The organism is Pseudoalteromonas sp. SA25 (genome assembly GCF_011378705.1).
In the GTDB taxonomy this organism is placed as follows: domain Bacteria; phylum Pseudomonadota; class Gammaproteobacteria; order Enterobacterales; family Alteromonadaceae; genus Pseudoalteromonas; species Pseudoalteromonas arctica.
Map to the genome: position 1 here is coordinate 1 of NZ_WTKV01000037.1, position 21,315 is coordinate 21,315.

A 21,315-nucleotide genomic window follows, 5' to 3' on the forward strand; every position below is an offset into this window, starting at 1 on the left:
TTACGCTACGATAGTTGCTACAACACCAGCACCTACAGTACGACCACCTTCACGGATAGCAAAACGAAGACCTTCATCCATCGCGATTGGTGCGATTAGAGTTACTGTCATCTTGATGTTATCACCAGGCATTACCATTTCTACGCCATCTGGTAACTGTACGTCACCAGTTACGTCAGTTGTACGGAAGTAGAACTGTGGACGGTAACCTTTGAAGAATGGAGTATGACGACCACCTTCATCTTTCGAAAGTACGTATACTTCTGAAGTGAATGTAGTATGTGGGTTGATTGAACCAGGCTTAGCTAGTACTTGACCACGTTCAACGTCTTCACGCTTAGTACCACGTAGAAGTGCGCCGATGTTTTCGCCAGCACGACCTTCGTCTAGAAGCTTACGGAACATTTCAACACCAGTACAAGTAGAACGAGTTGTATCATTGATACCAACAATTTCTACTTCGTCATTGATGCGGATGATACCAGCTTCAACACGACCAGTTACAACTGTACCACGACCCTGGATTGAGAAAACGTCTTCGATAGGCATAATGAAAGGCTTATCGATGTCACGCTCTGGCTCTGGGATGTAAGTATCAAGTGCATTTGCAAGCTCAACAATCTTATCTTCCCACTCTTTCTCGCCTTCTAACGCTTTAAGCGCAGAACCAGCAATTAGAGGTAAGTCATCACCTGGGAAATCGTATTCTGAAAGAAGTTCACGAACTTCCATTTCTACTAGTTCAAGTAGCTCTTCGTCATCTACCATGTCACATTTGTTCATGAACACGATGATGTAAGGAACGCCAACTTGACGAGAAAGAAGGATGTGCTCACGCGTTTGTGGCATAGGGCCATCAGTCGCAGCAACTACTAAGATCGCGCCGTCCATTTGAGCAGCACCAGTGATCATGTTTTTAACATAATCGGCGTGACCAGGACAATCTACGTGTGCGTAGTGACGTGAAGGAGTATCGTATTCAACGTGAGACGTTGAAATAGTGATACCACGTTCGCGCTCTTCAGGAGCGTTGTCGATTGATGCGAAATCTTTAGCAACACCGCCGTATACTTTTGCAAGTACGTTAGTGATTGCTGCAGTTAGTGTAGTTTTACCGTGGTCAACGTGGCCAATTGTACCAACGTTTACGTGCGGTTTTACGCGTTCAAACTTTTCTTTTGCCATGACGGAACCTATCAGTTTTGTGTATCTAAATTACATATGAAAATAATCCACCAGAGGTAGATTAAGTTAATTTTTTCAAATAGTATTTTCTGACAGATAAAGGAAGTAATCAAGGAGATTCTTAGGACTGGTGCTGATAGGCAGAGTCGAACTGCCGACCTCACCCTTACCAAGGGTGCGCTCTACCAACTGAGCTATATCAGCAACACAAGAACTGGAGCGGGCAGCGGGAATCGAACCCGCATCATCAGCTTGGAAGGCTGAGGTAATAGCCATTATACGATGCCCGCATAAAAATCTGTTCTTAAACTACCTCTAACCGTCAAGAATAAAGTGGTGGAGGGAGCTGGATTCGAACCAGCGAAGGCTGAGCCGTCAGATTTACAGTCTGATCCCTTTGGCCGCTCGGGAACCCCTCCACGATAATTCTCTACTAATTCACTTCCGGTAAAAGGAAAGTGGTGCCGACTAACCGAGTCGAACGGTTGACCTACTGATTACAAGTCAGTTGCTCTACCAGCTGAGCTAAGTCGGCACTGCTTTAGTACGGGGCGAGATATTAGAGTAAGGTTTATTGGGATGCAACAATAAAATTAAAAAAAGTGTAAATTTTTAGTTTAAATGCTCAATATTCACGCGAAAACGCGTTTTTTGCACTTTTTTATACTGTTTCGGTTAATTCGTACCAATAATTCAATCCCTTCATTACGAGCAATGAATCAAAAATACTTCCTGCAAATTGCTGCTGCAATAGTGAGCCATAGCCACCAGCAAAAATAATTTGTGTTGCTTGTTCTGTTTTTTGAGCCGTTAAATTCAGCTTAGCTTGCTCAATTGCCCCGATGGTTGCCACTAAGGCACCGTTTTTTAAACCATTTGGCGTGTTTTTACCCAATTCATTAGTAAACGGTGTTTTACCGTCATCAAAAACACGTTGGGTGTTTTGTGTAAGCGATGAGGTCATTAAATCAAGCCCGGGTAAAATCCAGCCACCTAAATGTAGGCCTTCACTATCGAGCACGTCAATTGTGGTTGCGGTGCCTGCATCAACAACAATACATGCTTTATTTGGGTATAGCATAAAGCCTGCAATAAGCGCCAACCACCTATCTATGCCTAAGTTACCCACATGCTCGTAAGCGCATACAAGATCTCCAAGCGTTTTGGTTACCTTGGCCTCAAAGCAAGTAATATTATTGCTAGCCGCTTGCGCGAGAATATCGTTTAGTAAATCACTGCGCCCTACGCACGCATAAATCACTTCGGTTATTTGCAACCAAGGTAGGTTATTTATATCTGCTGGTTGTGCTTGCTCGTTATGCCACAGCACAGCTTTTAGTGATGTATTTCCTACGTCGATCAGTAATCTCATACTTGCGCCTTTCTGAGGGAGACTTCCCCACCGTAATAACTTTTTACTTCACCATCTTGGCGAATTCGTATTCCACCTTGTGGGTCAATACCTTCGCATATTCCACGCCAGCTTCGGTGTCCTGTATTTAGCTCAACATAATCGCCAGCAAACGCATTAAGCGAATTCCATTGCTCATACATATCTTGTAAGCCAGTTTGACGATACTGCACTAAACGCTGCTCTAAATGATAAGTAAGTGACGCCACCAGCTGGTTTTTATCAAGCTTTTGAGTATGTTGATTTAAGTCGGTCCACGCTTGGTCTATATGTTGGCTAAAACTCTCAGGCATTTGTAAATTAATACCTATACCAATCACTAACTGACAAGGTCCTTGCGGTTGCCCATCTAATTCAACCAATACACCTGCAAGTTTTTGTTTATTTATATAAATATCGTTAGGCCATTTAAGCTCTACGTCAATTTGGTATAACGCTTTAATTGCATCATAAACAGCAAGGCCTACCGCAATTGATACACCCATTGCAGCTTGAAGCCCGTCATCTAAGCGCCAAAAATAACTGTAATACAAATTAGCGCCAAATGGGGATTGCCAAACACGGCCGCGTCGGCCGCGTCCTGCTTGCTGCATTTCAGCAACAATAACAGTGCCAGACTCAAGCGCTGTTTTAGCCTGTATACGGCGCATAAGCTCGCTGTTGGTCGAATCAATAATAGGGTGTACTTCTACATCGGCAGTATTAGCACCTAGCGCTTTGTAGTGCTGATCAATTTGCGTTTTATTTAAAAGGCCCACTTGGTTATTTAAGCAATAGCCTTTGCCAGTCACTTTAAAAATGTCCAAGCCCATTTCTTGTAACGTTTTGATATGTTTACTCACCGCAGCTCGGCTAATTCCTAGCTTTTCACCCAAGGCTTGGCCAGATACAAAGCCCCCTTGGTTGAGTGCATTTAAAATAGCGAGTTTGTTTCCATCAGGTGCTTTCATTGCTCAGGCTCCGCGTTAATATGGCATTCGCTGCGCGCATCTATTAAACGTACTTCGTGTTCTAGCATAATGCTGTAACGCGTATAAACAACTTGCTGAATGTGTTTAATCATTTTTATTAGGTCACCACCTTCACTATTTCCGTGATTAACAAGTACTAGTGCTTGTTGTTGATGCACTTCTATACCTGCCTCGCGGTGCCCTTTTAAACCACTTTGATCGATTAACCAACCTGCTGCGACCTTGTGATGACTTTGCCCATATTCGTAATGAGGTAAATCTGCAAATTGCTTTAATAGCTCAGCTAACTGCTGGTTGGTTATTATTGGGTTTTTAAAAAAGCTACCCGCATTGGCAAGTGTATATGGGTTAGGTAATTTGCTATTGCGCGTTTTTATAACTTGATCGAATACTGCTTTCGGGGTAATGCTTAAGAGCTGTTGCAGGGGGCCATAACTTAATACTGGTTGCCATTTTTTTGGGAGCGCTAAATGCACTTGCGTGATCACCGCTTTATTTTTGAGAGCATTTTTAAATATTGAGTCTCTGTAAGCAAATTCACATTGCTCGTTATTTAGTGAATGCATAGTTTTAGTGGTTATATCAAAGTACTCTACCAACTCAACAAATTTAGCTATCTCAACGCCATAAGCACCAATATTTTGTACCGGTGATGCGCCAACAGTGCCCGGTATAAGTGCTAGATTTTCAAGCCCGGGTATATTTTTCTCTAATAAATAACTGACTAGTTGATGCCAGTTTTCGCCTGCAGCAATACTTATTAGTGTGTCGCTCTCACGCTCGGTAATTTTAATACCTTTTAAGGCTATTTTTATAACCGTACCCATGTAGTCATTTAAAAATACGGTATTACTGCCCTCGCCTAGCAAACAAAACGGTGCACTAAAACTTTGCGTTTTAAGTTGCTCAAGCTGAGTAATTTCAACAAAATTTTGGCATCGGCTGTTTAATGCGAATGTATGTAAGGAGTGTAATGAATGCGCCACAAAGCTCTCTAAAAATACCGGTAACTAATCGCAATAGTTTACCTCATCGTCGCAAATGTGGCACTAGATTGTAAAAATCACTCAACCCACCGTGTCAATCGTGATATAAAACCAGCACTTTTTTATTTGTGTTCAGAGTAATGATGAAAATTAAACCTCTTTTTTTAAGCCTCGCTATGGCGGGTATGTGTTCGCAAGCAATGGCTAATGCGATTGACCAAAACTCGTATGCTAACCTTGATGATGTTGTTACTACTCACTTAAACCTTGATTTAGATGTCGACTTTGCCGACAAGCAGTTAGAAGGTTTTGTGGAGCATACTCTTCAGTGGAACAACAGCAAAAGTAGAACTCTCGTACTTGATACCCGCGACTTAGACATTGATAAAGTAATGTACAAAGATCAAAGTGGTAACTGGAAAAAGGCGACTTTTGATTTGGCTAAGCGAGATGACGTTAAAGGTTCAAAGCTTACTATTAAGTTTAAAAACCAAGCTGAAGTAGTTCGTATTTACTACAACAGTCGTCCAGAAGCATCTGGCCTGCAATGGTTAACACCAGAGCAAACGGCAAGTAAAACGCATCCATTTATGTACAGCCAATCGCAAGCAATTCATGCACGTAGTTGGATCCCAGTGCAAGATACACCCGCAATGCGTGTAACTTACTCTGCACGAATTCATACGCCAAAAGATATACGTGCTGTAATGAGTGCCGACAACAAAGATGCACTTTATAAAGATGGCGACTACATTTTTGATATGCCACAAGCAATTTCACCTTACCTAATTGCTATTGGCGCAGGTAACTTAGAATTTAAAGCAATGTCGCACCAAACGGGCATATTTGCAGAGCCTACAATTTTAGATGCCTCAGTTGCTGAATTTGACGACACCCAAGCCATGATCGACAAAACAAACGCTATGTACGGCGAATATGCATGGGGTCGCTACGACTTATTAATGCTACCGCCAAGTTTTCCGTTTGGTGGCATGGAAAACCCACGCTTATCATTTATAACCCCAACGGTTGTTGCCGGTGATAAAAGCTTAGTTAACCTTATTGCCCATGAGCTTGCTCATTCTTGGTCAGGTAACCTAGTAACTAACGCAACGTGGGAAGATTTATGGTTAAACGAAGGTTTTACCTCGTACGTTGAAAACCGCATTATGGAAGAAGTATTTGGTCGTGACCGTGCGGTTATGGAACAAGCACTTGATTCAGCGTCTTTACGCGCACAAATTAAAACAATTGATGCACCAGATACACGCCTTAATTTAAAGCTTAATGGCCGCGACCCAGACGATGCGTTTAGCTCAGTGCCTTACACTAAAGGTCAGTTATTTTTAATCTATCTAGAAAACAAATATGGCCGCGATAAGTTTGACCCATTTGTAAAAGCGTACTTTAAAGAGTTTTCGTTTAAATCACTTACTACCGCGCAATTTGTTACTTACTTAAAAGCTAACTTAATTGAGAAGTACCCTGGTGTTGTAAGTATGGATAAAGTAAACGAATGGATTTTTGAGCCTGGCTTACCAAGTGATGCGCCAAACCCTACTTCTGATGCATTTGATAAAGTAGATACTGCAACAGCAGCATGGTTGAAAGGCGACACAACAGCAGCTCAACTACCAACGACTGATTGGTCTGTGCATGAGTGGCTACACTTTTTAAATAACTTACCACGCGATTTAAGCATAGAGAAAATGAGCGAGCTTGATAGTGAATTTAACCTAACGCAATCAACTAACGCTGAACGTGCGTTTGCTTGGTTTATGCTAGCAGTAGGTAATGGTTATCAACCAATTTATCCTGCGCTTAATAAGCACTTATCAGGTATTGGCCGTCGTAAGTTAATTGTGCCGTTATATAAATCACTTATCACTAACGGTAAAAAAGACTGGGCACAAAGCGTGTACTTAAAAGCACGCCCTGGGTATCACCCTCTTGCGCAAGGTACTATTGACGCATTATTTGAATAAATAGCGTTAACTAGAAACAAAAAGGGCCAAATTTGGCCCTTTTTGTTTTTCTGTTATTTTACTTTGTTACTTTTTCTAAAAAAGCTTTACGCTCTGTAGTTGTGGCTTGTTGCCACCAAAAATCAAGCATTTGCGGCGCACTTGGCATGCCTTTACCTGTAATTGGTGCTATCGGCTTTATTGGCTGACTAGGACGTGAAGGTCCTGCTGGCAATGTATTTTGCATTACCGGTTTATTGCTTGCTAGTTGCGTGTTAGAAATAACACTTAAAGGCTTAGCAACAGCGCTACTTTTTGCTTTTAAACTCACTTGAGGGGCTTCTGCAAACACTTTTGCAGATACTGCATTTTCAGCACGATTAAACACTAAGGTATAATCTTTACCTGCTTCAACAGTTACACTTACCCAAAATGGTTCCGACTCCACAACTTCGTGCGTGTCATAATCATCTTCATATAAATCGGTGTACTTTAGCCTAAGCTGATAAGTTCCGGGGGCAAGCTCGACATCATCAATACGACTAAACAAAGAGCTTTCTAGCATTTTATCGCCCACTTGCAGTGGTACAAATTCTTCTGGAAAGTGAATATTCTCAGCATTAGCCGAAAAACTAAGTAGTAATGCAACTGCACTACTTATTAAAATTGGTTTAAGCATATTAACTCCTTTATTTGATTTCAGTTTGACACTGCTTTGAAAGTTTGTCATTAGTGAGCTTAAAATTCACAACACTTAATTAGGAACACACTATGAGCCAAGAAACTATTTTTACCAAAATCATTAATCGTGAAATTCCAGCAGATATTATTTACGAAGATGAAAACACTCTCGCATTTAAAGATATAAACCCACAAGCGCCATTTCATGTGTTAATTATCCCAAAAAAAGCAATTGCTACTATAAATGATATAAATCCTGAAAACTCACATTTAGTAGGCAACTTATACGTAGTTGCAGCTAAATTAGCTAAGCAACATAATTTTGCTGAGGACGGATACCGCGTTGTTATGAACTGTAACGAACATGGTGGGCAAACTGTTTATCACATACATTTACACATGCTTGGCGGTAAAGAAATGGGCTGGCCACCTTATCAAAATGTAAAAAAAGTAAAATAATTAAAAGTTTTTATTAAATTGTTCCACTCAATTAATTAGTTACAAATGTTATGGTTTTTCATAGTTATAAAGAATAAATAGTTACTTATTTGCAACATTTTGTGTTTAAATAATCGTAATATCGTATTTGTTATTGAGTACATCAGCGATTTTCTAATACAAAAGGTGTGGAAGTCGTGGTAAACTTAGTCAGTCAGCTTTATAAAAGAGTATAAAAAACATGAGCAGTTCAGCCTTTTTGTTATTAGATCAAGAGCCAATTAACACTATTGGTATTAACGTTTTAGAACCTTTGTTAAAAACGCAAGGCCTTGACGTAACCACAGGTACTAATATTTTAGACATACCTGAAGGGACTCGACTTTTGTTTATTGAAACATCAAGCAAGGATGCATGGGGAAAACTAAAAGAACAACTAGTAAACCTACGTATTAAATGCGATATCATATTATTTAATTTAGACGAAAACCCTGAGCTTGCTAATCGTGCATTGTTAAGCGGTATTCGTGGCGTATTTTACACAACAGATAACGCCGATGTATTAATGAAAGGTATTCGCTTACTACTTGAAGATCAACTTTGGTACCGTCGCGATATTATGTGTAATGCATTAAATCGTATGCTGCAATTTAATAAAGATGCGCTGCATAAACTAACCGAAGGTGATATTGAGCCTGTTAAACTTACTAAGCGAGAAAAAGCAATAATCTCACTAATGAGTAAAGGTTCGAAAAATAAAGAGATCGCAGAAGATTTAAGTATTAGTCCACATACTGTTAAAACACATTTATACAGCGCATTTAGAAAAACCAAATGTCGTAACCGTATTGAACTTCTATCGTGGGCACAACAAAATATCCCTGATGAAATTCGTTAATCAAATATTTAGTTTAAATTTAAAAGCAGACACTTAGGTGTCTGTTTTTGTATGTGCTATATACTTATCTAATAACAATTAGCTTAATTAAGTAATCTGTTTTGAGGATTGGTATAAGTGTATACTTTTGATAACTTTAGTTTAATAGCTACTTTGCTGGAATATTAATGCTCGACTCCTTCACTCTTTATTTTGCCAGCATCGCCATCATGGTCGTAATGACCTTACTTAACTTTTTGACATGGCGAACAAACAAAAAAATATCGGGCACGCTGCTATACATTTTCTATCCCATATTGCTATTAGGCTCTGTTATTGGCTTTACTCTTGTTGGTGATACACATAATTTAGTAATTATTAGCGCTGCCAGTAGCATGATGTTTGCCGCATCAATAGTGCACTGCCTTTCACTTAGTCAGTTTTTAAATTATCGCGGTATTGGTTTTAAATTACTCTGCTCAGTGACCGCTTTTTGCACTGTAATGCTTGGCTATTACACCTTTTTTGACCCATCTTTACACGAAAGAGTGATTGCATCCGATATACAACACATAGCAGAAGCCGGTTTTTTACTGTTTATATTTATTAAGTGTGCACGCAAACCCTATCCTAATGGCAGTATTGTATACATAACCATTTTAACGCTTGTTGCTTTAAGCTTTATTGGCCGCTCGTTATTTATGGATAACATTGAACAAAAAAATCTTTTAGTAAACGGCTGGTTTAGCTCTTTGCTATTTTTAAATGGCGTAATTGCACCCATGTTTTATGCTGCAGGTATGGCGTTATTATGTAATGAGCGCAGAGAGCAGCACCTCAATAAATTAGCCGATAAAGCACAAAAAGATTTAGAAATACGCGGGCTCTTTTTATCAACTATAAGCCACGAAATTCGCACCCCGCTAAACGGTATTTTAGGCAGCGCCCAACTTGTTATGAACCAAACAAGTGATACCCGTAATAAAGCCTATTGCGAAGCGATTATAAATTCTGCCGAATCACTTAACTTATTGGTAGATAAGGTCCTTGATTACGCGAGCCTAGATCAAAGTGACGAAGCGCTTTACGAAGAAGATGTAGAGTTTAAAACATGGCTTAATAATTTATGTTTATTACTAAGCCCTCTCGCCGAGCAAAAGCAACTCAAGTTTGAACTAATATGTAATATTCCTGAGCAAGCCTGTTATTACTGCGACCAGCAAAAACTTAGGCAAATAATTATTAATTTAGTGGGTAATGCCATTAAGTTTACAGACCACGGAACCGTTAAAATTCAGGTTGATTTAGTATTAGAAAAACAACTTGAGCACACTATAAAAATTAGTGTCAAAGATTCAGGGCCAGGTATAGAAAATGATGAGATAGCCTACTTAACAGAACCTTATGTGCAAAGTAGTGCAGGAAAAGAGAAAGGCGGAACCGGCCTTGGTTTAGCTATTACCAGTCGCCTGCTTGAAAAGCTCAGTAGCCGACTCGAAATAGCCAGCCAGCTTGGTACTGGTAGTGTATTTAGCTTTACCGTTACTTTTACTTTAGGTGAATTAAGCCTTGTAGAGCAGCGCCATCAAACTAAAGATTACTTAACAGGTCTTGATGTACTACTGGTTGAAGATTTAGATTTAAATCAAAAAATTGCTATAGAATTTATGGCCGACGATGAACACAAAATTAAGCTCGCAAAAGATGGGAAAAGCGCCATAGAGCTCATGCAAGCTCACCACTTCGATGTTGTTTTGCTTGATATGAATCTACCTGATTTAACAGGCCAAGAAGTACTTAAACGTCTAAAACGCATTGATCATAAAAATCAACGAACTCCAGTACTCGCATTTACTGCAAGCCTTAGCCCAGACGAAGTAAAAGAGTATTTAGAATTAGGAATAAAAGACATTGTAGGCAAGCCTATTAAGCACGAAAAGCTTCGCCAAGCACTTAGCGACTCTCAATCTAATCAAACTGCGAGCATTGCAGTAGAGCTTATTGATACCTTGTATGACAAAACAGCGGCCGAAACACTCACCAGCTCGTTTAGTGAAGATGAAGTATCGTCGATTTATAATGAGTTTGTGCTTTCGGCGCGTAACAAGCTAATTCGCTGTCAAAAGCTTATTGATCAACAACCAGAGCAATGCATTAAGCTTTTACATCGCCAAGCAAGTACCGCTCTGCAACTTGGTTTTAATCGCTATGGTATTGAGCTGAAAAAAATAGAACGTCGTTTACTCGATAAAAAGCCACACAACGATATGCTTGATGAAGCGTTAGATCTGTGGCAACGAAGCTTAGAGCAATATTTAAAGTTTGTGCGTGGGCAGTTAGAGTAATAGTGAATTAGCTTTAAAAATAGCTAATTATTAGCCTCTTCCATATTTATCATCAAATCGCTCTATATCGCTTTCATCAAGTACAGCACCGGTTTGCACTTCAATAACTATTAACTGCTCTTTTTGATTATTAGCCAAGCTATGAATTTGCTTTGCGGCGATATAACACGATTGGTCATGCGTTAGCGAATACGCTTGCTCATCAATACATACATTTGCAATACCCGAAACCACAACCCAATGTTCAGCACGATGCTGATGGCACTGCGTCGAAAGCTTAGCACCGCTGTTAACAGTAATTTTTTTAACCTTAAAGCCAGTGCCTTCAACCAAAGTACGGTAATTCCCCCATGGGCGAAAAACCACTTGATGATGGTTAAGTTTATCGGCCTGTGTTGTAGCAATTTGCTTAAGCAACAAAGGCAGAGAATCTAGCTCATTTTGGTTTGCAATTAACGTGGCATCATGAGTATGAATAATTGCTAAATTGCTTACTCCAAGCGTGGCAATAGTGTGTTCAGCCTCGTTAATAACTAAGTTATTAGTGCTTTTTTGAGCCATATAATTAGCATTTAAGCTATTACCGTTTTCATCTTTTTTTGTAAGCGCATCAATGGATGAAAAACTACCTACATCACTCCATTTTAAATCAACAGGCATAACAACTACGTTATTACTGCGCTCTAAAATAGCGTAATCAATTGAATCGCTTGGGCAGTGCTCAAGCGCACTATTGCTTGGGCGGGTAAACCCTAAATCTTTAGTAAATTGTGTTGCTGCAGCGACACTCGTTGCTATTTTTGGCGCAAACCGCTCGAGCTCTTTTAAATAGGTCGCTGGGGTAAATAAAAACATGCCGCTATTCCAGCTATAACCACCTTGAGCTAAATAACGGTTCGCTGTATCTAAGTCAGGCTTTTCTTTAAATTGAGCAACATCGTAACAACCCGTTCCGGCAATAGCCGCGCCTTGTTTTATATAACCATAGCCAGTATGCGCCTCTGTAGGAGTAATCGAAAACGTAACTAGCTTTCCTTGTTCAGCAAGTTTTACAGCTTCAGGGAGCTTAGCTGTTAATACATCAAAGTTTTTAATATGATGATCGGCAGGCATCACTAATAGCGGACCGGTAATCCCATTTAGCAGTGCATAGTGGGCGGCTAATGCGATGGCAGGGGCGGTATTTTTACCTTTGGGTTCGAGTAATAATGCACTAGGATTTGAGCTGGCAGCTTGCTCGGCGGCAATAAATCGGTGCTGCTCATTACACACTAAAATAGCATTATCAAACAACTCATTAGAAACACGCGCCAATGTACTTTGCAGTAATGACGTGTTTTCATTTAGTAGTGGTAAAAATTGTTTAGGCATTGCTTGGCGAGAAAGCGGCCACAAGCGAGAGCCTATGCCACCAGCTAAAATTACAGGAGTGATTAAAGTGTTCATAATGTATATTAGCCGCCAACAAAAATATCAGCGGCTATTTTAACACTTTATTGGCTCTGCGCTAAATTAACGTATCTATATTAATGTAAAAGGGTCTGCATCTAAATAGGCAGGAAACGCTGCTTTAAACTCATCCAGTGGTGCTTTTTCAAGTGTTATTGTAACTAGCTGCTCGGTGTTATCTTGCGCTTTGGTTAATGCATCGCCTTTAAAGTCGTATACCGCTGTACCGCCATTGTGCAAGGCACCATTACCGTCTTCCCCCACGCGATTAACGCCTACTACGTAACATAGGTTTTCCATTGCACGCGCCATAAGTAACGTATCCCAAATATGGCGGCGCACAGCAGGCCAATTTGCTACGTTTATCATTACATCGTAGTCGTTATTATTACGTTGAAATACCGGAAAGCGCAGGTCGTAACATACCTGCGGTAATAGTTTAAAACCGTTGATTTCAAAAACTTTGCGCTCTTGCCCTGCTACAACGTAGTCGCCCTCACTGCCTAAGCGAAATAAATGGCGCTTATCGTAATAACTCACCTCTCCATCGGGTTTTACCCAATAAAACCGATTTGCTTTTTTATCGCCTTGCGCAACAAGTACCGAACCCGCAATAACCGCATTATGTTTATGAGCCTGCGCTTTTAACCAAGTCAGTACTTTACCATTTTCGGGCTCTGCACAATCTAAATTAATAGCAAAGCCAGTCGAGAATGTTTCTGGCAGTAAAATAAGATCGGGCTGATGCGTAATTGCGTCAAGCTGTTTATTAAACATGGCTAAATTAGCGTCTTTATCAAGCCAATAAAGCGAGCTTTGCAATGCTGTAATGGTTAAAGTTGACATAATATTTGCGCAGCCTCTATGAGAGTGTTGTCGTTTTTAGCAAAGCATAAGCGAATTACTTTATCGGTTGGTGGTTTTTGATAAAACACACTTAATGGAATAGCCGCCACACCTGCTTGCTCAACTAACCAATGGCAAAATTCAACATCGTTTAAATCCGATACATCACTGTAATCTAATAATAAAAAGTAAGTGCCTTGGCTAGGTAAAATTTTAAAACGACTATTACTTAAATGGCTCGCTAATAAGTCGCGTTTTTGCTGATAAAACCCACTTAGCTCATCTATATGCTCGCCTTGCTGCTCGAGCATATCGGCAAGCGCATGCTGTGCGGGGGTAAAACTTGAAAACGTAACGTACTGATGAATTTTTCTAAATTCGACAGCTAAATCTGCAGGTGCAATACAGTAACCCATTTTCCAGCCCGTGCTGTGAAACGTTTTACCAAAACTCGATACAACAAAGCTTTTGGCAAATAATTCATCATCGCGCAATACGCTTAAATGCGGTTGCTGATCAAACGTAATGTGCTCATATACCTCATCGCTTATTACATACAAATTGTGAGTACCAACTAACTCTTTAAGCGCTTTTATATCTTGTGGCTGTAATATTTTACCGCTTGGGTTATGAGGCGTATTAATAATAATTGCACGGGTATTTTTAGTAATTGCTTGGCTTACTACTTGCCAATCAATGGTGTAATTTGGCGCACTTAAAGCAATGTGTACCGACGTTCCACCAGCGAGTTCAATTGCCGGTTGGTAAGAGTCATATGCAGGGTCAAATACAATCACTTCATCACTGGGGCGCACAATTGTTTGAATAGCCACAAACAATGCCTCTGTTGCACCCGAGGTAACAGTAACTTGATCAGCCGCGTTTATATCAGCTGCATATTTGCGCTTTGCTAAATCAGCAATTTGTTGCTGTAATCGTGGTACACCACTTGAAGGTGAATATTGATTAACGCCCTGCTGCACATAATAATTTAACTGCGTTTTTAAAAGATCAGGAGCATCAAACTCAGGAAAGCCTTGAGAGAGATTAATTGCCGAAAACTCACTAGCCAACCCGCTCATTTGGCTAAATATACTAACGCCTAAATTTGGTAATTTACTTTCAAACACGTGATGCCCTTAATGATGGTTTTGCGCTTAAAGCGATGCTATCATTGCTTAAAACAGAAGTATAGCCGTCTAAAAACAATTAACTTTACGCTCATTAGTGAGGAATGTATGCAAAACAATACCGCTATTTCACAACTTATTGAAGCCGGAAAATGGGTTAGCCAAAAAGGCTGGGTACCCGCAACAGGTGGAAACTTTTCAGCTCGTACTAGCACTGGCTTTGTTGTTACAGCAAGTGGGCACGATAAAGGCTCACTGACGCCAGAGCATTTTTTGCAATTAGATCACCAAGGCGAGCGCCTAGCAGGAGCTGTAAAGCCATCGGCAGAAACACAATTACACCTAAGTTTGTATCAGCTTATACCTGATGCACAGTGTGTTTTGCATACTCACTCTGTAGCCGCCACCGTACTGTCGCAAATTACCCAAAGGCATCAGCTTGATTTAACAGGCTATGAAATGCAAAAAGCACTGAGCGGCTTTACTTCGCATTTAGAAACGCTGAGCATTCCTATTTTCGATAACGATCAAGATATTGACCGATTAAGCCTACTGGTCAGTGACCATCATTTACATACGCCTATAGAGCATGGCGTACTTATACGTGGCCATGGTTTATATGCAGTAGGGCGTAATATTGATGAAGTTCGTCGCCACTTAGAAGCCTTAGAGTTTTTATTTAGTTGCGAACTAGAGCGCCTAAAAATAGTAGGTATTCAAGCGGGAGTAACTAAATGATTAAAGCTATTTTAACCGATATTGAAGGCACAATAACCCGCATCTCATTTGTTAAAGAGGTGTTGTTTCCTTACGCGGCAAAACAATTACCGACCTTTGTACGTGCCAATGCTAATAAGCCAGATGTAGCCGAGCAAATTAATGCCATAAAAGCGCTTATCGAAAAGCCAAACGCCGATATAGAAGAAGTCATTAGCACTTTACTTACCTGGATTGATGAAGATAAAAAAATCACTCCACTTAAGCAGTTACAAGGCTTAATTTGGCAAACAGGGTATGAACACGGTGATTTTAAAGGTCATTTATACCCAGATGCATTTGATTTTTTACAAGCTCAACACAACAACGATATTACTTTATATGTGTACTCGTCAGGGTCGGTAAAAGCGCAGCAGCTACTTTTTAAATACAGTGATTATGGCGATATTCGCAGCTTATTTACTGACTTTTTTGACACCAAAGTTGGCGCAAAACAAGAGCAAATAGCCTATAACACTATTGTTGATCTGTTACCGTTTAAAGCAGCAGAAATACTCTTTCTAAGTGATGTAGCCGGCGAGCTTGATGCCGCGCAAGCTGCGGGCATAAAAACATTACATTTAATTCGTGATGGACAAGCAAGCACTAAAGCACACCCTTACATTAATGACTTTAGCCAATTTAAATTGGAAAAATTAGTATGAGCCAATTAACGGTGTATGCCGACAACGATGCAAACAAAGCACTTGTAAGCACATCAAATGCTGATGATATTGCAAAGCAACTAGCTAAAGTAAACGTACGTTTTGAACAGTGGCAAGCAAATGCAGATATTAATGAGCACACCACCCATGAGCAAATTATTAGTGCGTACAAAAACGATATAGATCGGTTAAAAACCGAAAATGGCTATCAAACAGTAGACGTTATATCTCTAGCTAAAGGTAATCTTGGCGCATCAGAGCTGCGCAAAAAGTTTTTATTTGAACATACTCATAGTGAAGACGAAGTGCGTTTTTTTGTAAAAGGCCAAGGGCTATTTTGCCTACATTTAGACAATAAGGTTTATCAGGTACTTTGCCAACAAGGCGATTTAATTTCAGTGCCTGAACTTACCCCGCATTGGTTTGATATGGGAAGCGACCCTGAGTTTACTGCCATTCGCTTATTTAACAATACAGAGGGCTGGGTAGCAAAAAGCACTGACTCGTCTATTGCAGAGCAATTTCCCTTGCTCGATTAATAAAGCTCAGTGCACGCATGCCTAAACTATATTTTCTATAAGCGTATTTATGCTATTTGCAGGATGACTTCAATCACTTAACTCTGTAATATTATTTTAGCAATGCAGCTGATAAAGAGTAACTTTCTAATGGTGAACGAACAATATCAAAAGTCTAAACAACAACTAGCCTACTCACGTAAGCAAGTTGAAAAGGCTGGTCGTATTTTTCGTAAAAATGAAGGTGATTTTGACTTTGCAATAGAGGTTGTACAGAACTATCGTGCAGCACATTTATATCCGCTGACTATTATTAAAAACCTCGTATGGAAACATGTAAAAAAGCTTCATTTGCTAGAGTCGGCGACTATAGTTAGACGCTTAAAGCGCTTGCCAACTATTATAGATAAGTTACAAAGAGCCTCGTTAGATGGTAAAAGTGAAAACGCAATAAATCTGAAGCGAATGCACGATATAGGTGGCTGCCGAGTAATCTTAGATAATCTAGAGCATCTATATCAACTCAACGCCAGTTTAGACTCGAGTAGAGCTGTTCATAGCGTTAAGTCATATGATTATATTGAAAACCCAAAAGCGACGGGCTACAGAGGTATTCATCGTGTTTATAAAAGTTATAACAATTTAGAATCTCACGATTATAAAGGCTTTCAAATTGAAGTTCAGTTGCGCACTAGGCTTCAGCACCTTTGGGCTACTACTGTTGAAATTGTAGATATTATTGAAAAAGAAACACTAAAAACTAATCCCCAAGCAGCCGACACAGATTGGAAGCGATTATTTTTTATCATGGGTGAGTTTCTTGCAGTCAAAGATGGTTCAAATCAATTAAGTTCACAGCAATCGCAGGCCTTTGTTGATGAGCTTTCGGCACTAAATAAAAAGCTAGCCGCATTTCATAAGCTTGATGCATTTAATCGCGCATTCCAAGTTGACGAAATTAAAAATAAATCGAAAGATACAGGCTTTGCTTTACTAGTTCACAACACAGAAACACAAATGGGTCGAGTCTTTTTATATGCAGAGAATAAAAAGCAAGAAGCTCTAACACATTACGCCGAACAAGAAAAACAAACTCACAATAACGTGCTTCTGGTAGCAGGGAGCGACTTGAAATCAATAGAAAAAGCCTACCCCAACTACCTAAATAGTACCTCTGAGTTTCTTTCAGAATTCAGTCGCATATTATTGAGTTAGCTCTTTAAGTTTACCCATTAATACTTGTTGCTGGTTATACACACCCGTATCTAACACCCACCCTGTGACCAGTTTTGCCGGCGTTATATCAAATGCAGGGTTATACACATTAGCATTAGTGGGCGCCCATAAAGCCTCACCAAAGCTACCGCTAACTCCGCGCACTTCTTGAGGATTACGTTGCTCTATTTCTATATCATTACCACACGCGGTGTTGGTATCAAGCGTGGTAATAGGCGCAACTACATAAAATGGAATGTTATGAAAATGCGCTAGTACGGCTAAATTATAAGTACCCACTTTATTAGCAAAATCACCATTGGCAGCAATGCGATCAGCCCCTACCACTATTTTATCCACCTTACCTGCAGCCATTAAACTCGCCGCCATATTATCGCAAATTAATGTGTAAGGTATTTTCCAGCGCTCAAGCTCAAAGGCAGTTAAGCGACCGCCTTGTAATAATGGTCGTGTTTCATCAACCCACACATGTACGTTGCCATATTTTTGCTGCGCTTTGTAAATAACACCTAGTGCAGTACCAATACCAGCGGTTGCAAGCGCCCCTGTATTACAATGGGTTAATATGTTGTCGCCACTATTTATAAGTTCGGCGCCACGGCTTGCCATTCGCTCACACAGCTCAATATCTTCAATAAACAACCGCTCGGCTGTGGTAACAATACCGGCAACATAATCGCTTTGCGTTAAAGCTTTACGCAATGCCGCCATACAATGCATTAAATTAACCGCCGTTGGGCGAGTGGCTTCTAGCTCATTGATTGCTTTTTCAAGCTCACCTTTAACTACCCCTTGCTCAGCTAAATACGCCACTAACAAGCTCGCGCTTAAACCAATAAGTGGAGCTCCACGTACTTTTAAACTAATGATCAGCTCTTTCATGGTTTCTACATCATGGCATTGATGCCATACCTGCTGGTGAGGTAGTAAATATTGGTCGAGCACACTAAGCGACCCGTTTTCATATTTTAAACTGCTTGCGATTAAATTTTGCATAATGCTTAAGATATTAAAAATGCGTAACGTTATTTTACACCACTTTGAATAACTCTCAAGTTGGACTTGTAGACATCTAAACATTTAAAGGTATAGAATGCTTAAAAGCTGATTTTTGAGATTTAAACCATGACTAACTATGTTGCTTTTAATGCACAGCGCGCTATCGATTATGTATCGACATTAATTGAATCTAAACAATGTAATTTTTTTGCTCCCGGACAAGCCTTATCGGCATATGAGTTTGGTGATGGCAATCTTAATTTAGTATTTAGAATTACTGATGAGCAAAACAATAGTGTTATTTTAAAGCAAGCTCTGCCTTACGCGCGTTGCGTGGGTGAGTCGTGGCCATTAACGCTTGATAGAGCTCGTATAGAAGCACAAGTTTTGCTTAATCATGGCGCTATTTGCCCAACTTATACTGCTAGGGTTTTACATTATAGTGAAATGCAAGCACTGACTATTTTAGAAGATTTAGGTAATTTACAAATACTGCGAACTGCACAAAATAATGCTGAGCAATTTCCTAAATTAGCGCAGCACGTAGCTACCTACTTAAGCCATACTGGTTTTTATAATTCAGATTTTTATTTAACCGCACAAACTAAAAAAGCGCTAGTTAGCCAATTTACTAACCCTGAGCTTTGCCAAATCACTGAAGACTTATTTTTTAGCGATCCGTACATTGAGCACGAACGCAATAACTATCCAAAGCAACTACAAAGCGAAGTTGATGCAATACACAAAAACAGCGCATTAAAATTAGAAATAGCAAAACTAAAAGCTAATTTTTTATCTAACCCGCAAACATTACTTCATGGTGATATGCATAGCGGCAGTATTTTTGTTGATTGTAATAATACAAAGATGATCGATCCTGAGTTTGGTTTTTTTGGTCCTGCTGGGTTCGATATTGGCTCTTTTATTGGCAATTTACTTTTAAATTACTGCGCACAATACGGGCATATTGAAGATTTTGTGGCTCGTCGTAATTACCAAACCCACTTATTAAGCACCCTTGTTGAATGCTATACCTTATTTGAACAGCATTGGCTTACGCTTATAAATGAGCACACTACTGATAATTCGCTAAAAGTTACAGGCTACGATGAATACTTTATAAAAGGCGTATTACAAGACGCCATTGGTTACTGTGGTGCTGAGTTAATTAGGCGCACCATAGGGCTGGCACATGTAACCGATATAGATAGTATTGGTGATGATAAGGCGCGTCTTATAGTGCAAAAACAAACATTAGCACTAGGCGAGCAACTTATTTTGAATGCCCACACGTGCAACAACAAAGAAGCATTTTTTAGTTTATTAATAAGCCAATTAAATTAAAAAACATTAAAAAAGGCGCTATTAGCTGTCTCTTATACACAAATCCCTGCTAAGAAATTAGCGGGGATTTTTTTGAACTAAATCTCAATGTCATGATCAGATCTTCAAATCTTGTTTGAGGGCACATTATGATTAACGAACATACTCATTGGGCAAAACAACAATTCGGTAAATCGGACTTAGGTGATCCAAGAAGAACAGCGCGTCTGGTAAAGTTAGCATCAACGCTTGCAAATGAACCAGGAAAACCACTTGTGAACATCACTCAATCCCCCGCCGATATGGAAGGTGCCTACCGCTTTATTCGCAACGAGAATATTGACGCAACGGCTATAGCAGAGTCAGGCTTTAAAGCCACGGTTGAACAAGCAAAAAGTCATAACTTATTACTCGCATTAGAAGACACGACCACACTAATTTATAAACATTCCTCCATTCGAGATGATTTGGGTCATGTCGGACGAGGAGCAAAACAACGAGGCTTGTTAGCTCATAGCGTATTACTGTTTGCGCCAGACACAAAGCAAGTTGTGGGATTAATTGAACAGTCTCGCTGGAGTCGTGATATCAACACGATTGGAAAAAGAGAAAAACACGCGACGACTTCTTACGAAGAAAAAGAAAGTTACAAGTGGGAGTCAGCGTCACGAGCGATGGCAGAGCGGCTGCAAGGACAAATGGCGAACGTGATATCGGTGTGTGACCGCGAAGCGGACATCTACGAATACTTGCAGTATAAACTGAGCGAGCAGCAACGATTCGTCGTACGCTCGATGCAAAGTCGTCATATTGAAGAAGGTGAGGATAAGCTCTATGCGTTTGCAAGCGAGCTGATGAGTGCAGGCACCAAACACATCCACATTGCACAAAAAGGAGGAAGAAAAGCCCGAAGCGCAACACTGGATATCACCTATGCGCCAGTGACACTCAAAGCGCCTTACAATAAGAAAGGACACTCCCTCCCAGTTTACTATGTCGGCTGTGCAGAGCGAGGAAACGCTGAGAACGGCTTAAGCTGGCACCTATTAACCAGTGAACCAGTCACCAGCAAAGAAGACGCTTTAGCTATCATCACCTACTATGAGCACCGTTGGCTTGTAGAGGAATACCATAAAGTCTGGAAAAGTGATGGTACGGATATCGAAAGTTTACGCCTTCAAAGCCAAGATAACATGGAAAGATTGGTGACGATTAATGGCTTTATTGCGACGCGAATATTGCAACTAAAGTTCACCAATGAGCAGCCTGATTCTCCAAGTTGTGAACAACTGTTATCTCCCAAAGCATGGAAGTTATTGTGGTTAAAGAGAATAAAAACACCATTGCCTGAAACTGCTCCAAATATGTCATGGGCGTATCAGGAACTGGCAAAGTTAGGAGGCTGGAAAGATACCAAGCGCACAGGGCGTGCATCTGTGAAAGTGTTATGGCAAGGATGGCTTAAGTTACAAGCCATCCTGGAAGGCTACGATTTAGCAAAATCTCTTGAGTCAGACTTGTGATCAAGAGACAGC

General features: G+C 40.1%; 19 protein-coding genes and 4 tRNA genes. 10 read left to right on the forward strand and 13 right to left on the reverse strand.

Annotation, left to right across the window (positions count from 1 at the left end):
* From tuf to murB, 8 genes are all read right to left on the reverse strand, one after another.
* Positions 1–1,185, reverse strand: coding sequence for an elongation factor Tu (gene tuf / locus GQR45_RS20430; protein WP_024589451.1), 1,185 nt, complete (start codon positions 1,183–1,185; stop codon positions 1–3).
* 128 nt (positions 1,186–1,313) lie between these two features.
* Positions 1,314–1,389: transfer RNA gene (locus tag GQR45_RS20435), tRNA-Thr, on the reverse strand.
* 11 nt (positions 1,390–1,400) lie between these two features.
* Positions 1,401–1,475, reverse strand: a tRNA-Gly gene (locus GQR45_RS20440).
* Positions 1,476–1,519: 44 nt separating this feature from the next.
* Positions 1,520–1,604, reverse strand: a tRNA-Tyr gene (locus GQR45_RS20445).
* Between the two features lie 40 nt (positions 1,605–1,644).
* Positions 1,645–1,720 (reverse strand) — tRNA-Thr (locus tag GQR45_RS20450).
* A gap of 126 nt (positions 1,721–1,846) precedes the next feature.
* A complete protein-coding gene (locus GQR45_RS20455) occupies positions 1,847–2,557 on the reverse strand; it encodes a type III pantothenate kinase (protein WP_165726879.1) in 711 nt (236 codons plus the stop codon).
* Positions 2,554–3,546, reverse strand: coding sequence for a bifunctional biotin--[acetyl-CoA-carboxylase] ligase/biotin operon repressor BirA (gene birA / locus GQR45_RS20460; protein WP_024593804.1), 993 nt, complete (start codon positions 3,544–3,546; stop codon positions 2,554–2,556). The genes GQR45_RS20455 and birA overlap by 4 nt, the downstream gene beginning before the upstream one ends.
* Entirely contained in the window at positions 3,543–4,553 is a 1,011-nt protein-coding gene (gene murB / locus GQR45_RS20465; RefSeq protein WP_165726880.1) for a UDP-N-acetylmuramate dehydrogenase, read from the reverse strand. The genes birA and murB overlap by 4 nt, the downstream gene beginning before the upstream one ends.
* A gap of 143 nt (positions 4,554–4,696) precedes the next feature.
* Between murB and GQR45_RS20470 the strand changes: the two genes are divergently transcribed.
* Positions 4,697–6,538: a M1 family metallopeptidase gene (locus GQR45_RS20470; protein WP_165726881.1), complete on the forward strand. Its 1,842-nt coding sequence runs from the start codon at positions 4,697–4,699 to the stop codon at positions 6,536–6,538.
* Between the two features lie 58 nt (positions 6,539–6,596).
* Here GQR45_RS20470 and GQR45_RS20475 read toward each other — a convergent pair whose 3' ends face one another.
* Positions 6,597–7,196, reverse strand: a complete 600-nt coding sequence (locus tag GQR45_RS20475) for a DUF2057 domain-containing protein (protein WP_165726882.1) — start codon at positions 7,194–7,196, stop codon at positions 6,597–6,599.
* A gap of 92 nt (positions 7,197–7,288) precedes the next feature.
* On the opposite strand from GQR45_RS20475, the gene GQR45_RS20480 reads away from it, so the two are divergent.
* The 3 genes from GQR45_RS20480 to GQR45_RS20490 all read left to right on the forward strand — a co-directional run bounded on the left by GQR45_RS20480 (position 7,289) and on the right by GQR45_RS20490 (position 10,858).
* Positions 7,289–7,657 carry a histidine triad nucleotide-binding protein gene (locus tag GQR45_RS20480; protein ID WP_007579887.1) on the forward strand — a complete coding sequence of 123 codons (369 nt, stop codon included), beginning with the start codon at positions 7,289–7,291 and terminating at the stop codon, positions 7,655–7,657.
* A gap of 220 nt (positions 7,658–7,877) precedes the next feature.
* Positions 7,878–8,534, forward strand: coding sequence for a response regulator transcription factor (locus GQR45_RS20485; RefSeq protein ID WP_004334929.1), 657 nt, complete (start codon positions 7,878–7,880; stop codon positions 8,532–8,534).
* A gap of 167 nt (positions 8,535–8,701) precedes the next feature.
* Positions 8,702–10,858, forward strand: a complete 2,157-nt coding sequence (locus GQR45_RS20490) for a response regulator (RefSeq protein WP_165726883.1) — start codon at positions 8,702–8,704, stop codon at positions 10,856–10,858.
* 30 nt (positions 10,859–10,888) lie between these two features.
* Here the strand turns inward: GQR45_RS20490 and GQR45_RS20495 are convergent, their stop codons facing one another.
* The 3 genes from GQR45_RS20495 to GQR45_RS20505 all read right to left on the reverse strand — a co-directional run bounded on the left by GQR45_RS20495 (position 10,889) and on the right by GQR45_RS20505 (position 14,283).
* Entirely contained in the window at positions 10,889–12,304 is a 1,416-nt protein-coding gene (locus tag GQR45_RS20495) for a mannose-1-phosphate guanylyltransferase/mannose-6-phosphate isomerase (protein WP_165726884.1), read from the reverse strand.
* A gap of 75 nt (positions 12,305–12,379) precedes the next feature.
* The gene (locus GQR45_RS20500; RefSeq protein WP_165726885.1) at positions 12,380–13,153 is read right to left on the reverse strand and encodes an amidohydrolase; all 774 of its coding nucleotides are present in this window, start codon (positions 13,151–13,153) and stop codon (positions 12,380–12,382) included.
* Positions 13,141–14,283 (reverse strand): methionine aminotransferase, encoded by a 1,143-nt coding sequence (locus tag GQR45_RS20505; protein ID WP_165726886.1) that lies wholly within the window; start codon positions 14,281–14,283, stop codon positions 13,141–13,143. Before GQR45_RS20505 ends, GQR45_RS20500 begins: the two co-directional genes overlap by 13 nt.
* A 108-nt stretch (positions 14,284–14,391) precedes the next feature.
* On the opposite strand from GQR45_RS20505, the gene GQR45_RS20510 reads away from it, so the two are divergent.
* From GQR45_RS20510 to GQR45_RS20525, 4 genes are all read left to right on the forward strand, one after another.
* Positions 14,392–15,021 (forward strand): methylthioribulose 1-phosphate dehydratase, encoded by a 630-nt coding sequence (locus GQR45_RS20510; protein ID WP_165726887.1) that lies wholly within the window; start codon positions 14,392–14,394, stop codon positions 15,019–15,021.
* Positions 15,018–15,704 carry an acireductone synthase gene (mtnC, locus tag GQR45_RS20515; protein ID WP_165726888.1) on the forward strand — a complete coding sequence of 229 codons (687 nt, stop codon included), beginning with the start codon at positions 15,018–15,020 and terminating at the stop codon, positions 15,702–15,704. The genes GQR45_RS20510 and mtnC overlap by 4 nt, the downstream gene beginning before the upstream one ends.
* Positions 15,701–16,243, forward strand: a complete 543-nt coding sequence (locus GQR45_RS20520; protein ID WP_165726889.1) for an acireductone dioxygenase — start codon at positions 15,701–15,703, stop codon at positions 16,241–16,243. Before mtnC ends, GQR45_RS20520 begins: the two co-directional genes overlap by 4 nt.
* A 129-nt stretch (positions 16,244–16,372) precedes the next feature.
* A complete protein-coding gene (locus tag GQR45_RS20525) occupies positions 16,373–17,437 on the forward strand; it encodes a RelA/SpoT domain-containing protein (RefSeq protein WP_007579871.1) in 1,065 nt (354 codons plus the stop codon).
* Here GQR45_RS20525 and mtnA read toward each other — a convergent pair.
* Complete coding sequence (gene mtnA / locus GQR45_RS20530; protein ID WP_165726890.1) at positions 17,426–18,454, reverse strand: S-methyl-5-thioribose-1-phosphate isomerase; 1,029 nt, start codon at positions 18,452–18,454, stop codon at positions 17,426–17,428. The two genes, GQR45_RS20525 and mtnA, sit on opposite strands and share 12 nt — an antisense overlap.
* A gap of 129 nt (positions 18,455–18,583) precedes the next feature.
* Here mtnA and mtnK point away from each other — a divergent pair, with 129 nt between their 5' ends.
* Both mtnK and GQR45_RS20540 read left to right on the forward strand, forming a co-directional pair.
* Positions 18,584–19,801, forward strand: a complete 1,218-nt coding sequence (gene mtnK, locus GQR45_RS20535; RefSeq protein ID WP_165726891.1) for an S-methyl-5-thioribose kinase — start codon at positions 18,584–18,586, stop codon at positions 19,799–19,801.
* 128 nt (positions 19,802–19,929) lie between these two features.
* Complete coding sequence (locus tag GQR45_RS20540) at positions 19,930–21,303, forward strand: IS4 family transposase (RefSeq protein ID WP_096058041.1); 1,374 nt, start codon at positions 19,930–19,932, stop codon at positions 21,301–21,303.
* Positions 21,304–21,315: the final 12 nt, after the last annotated feature.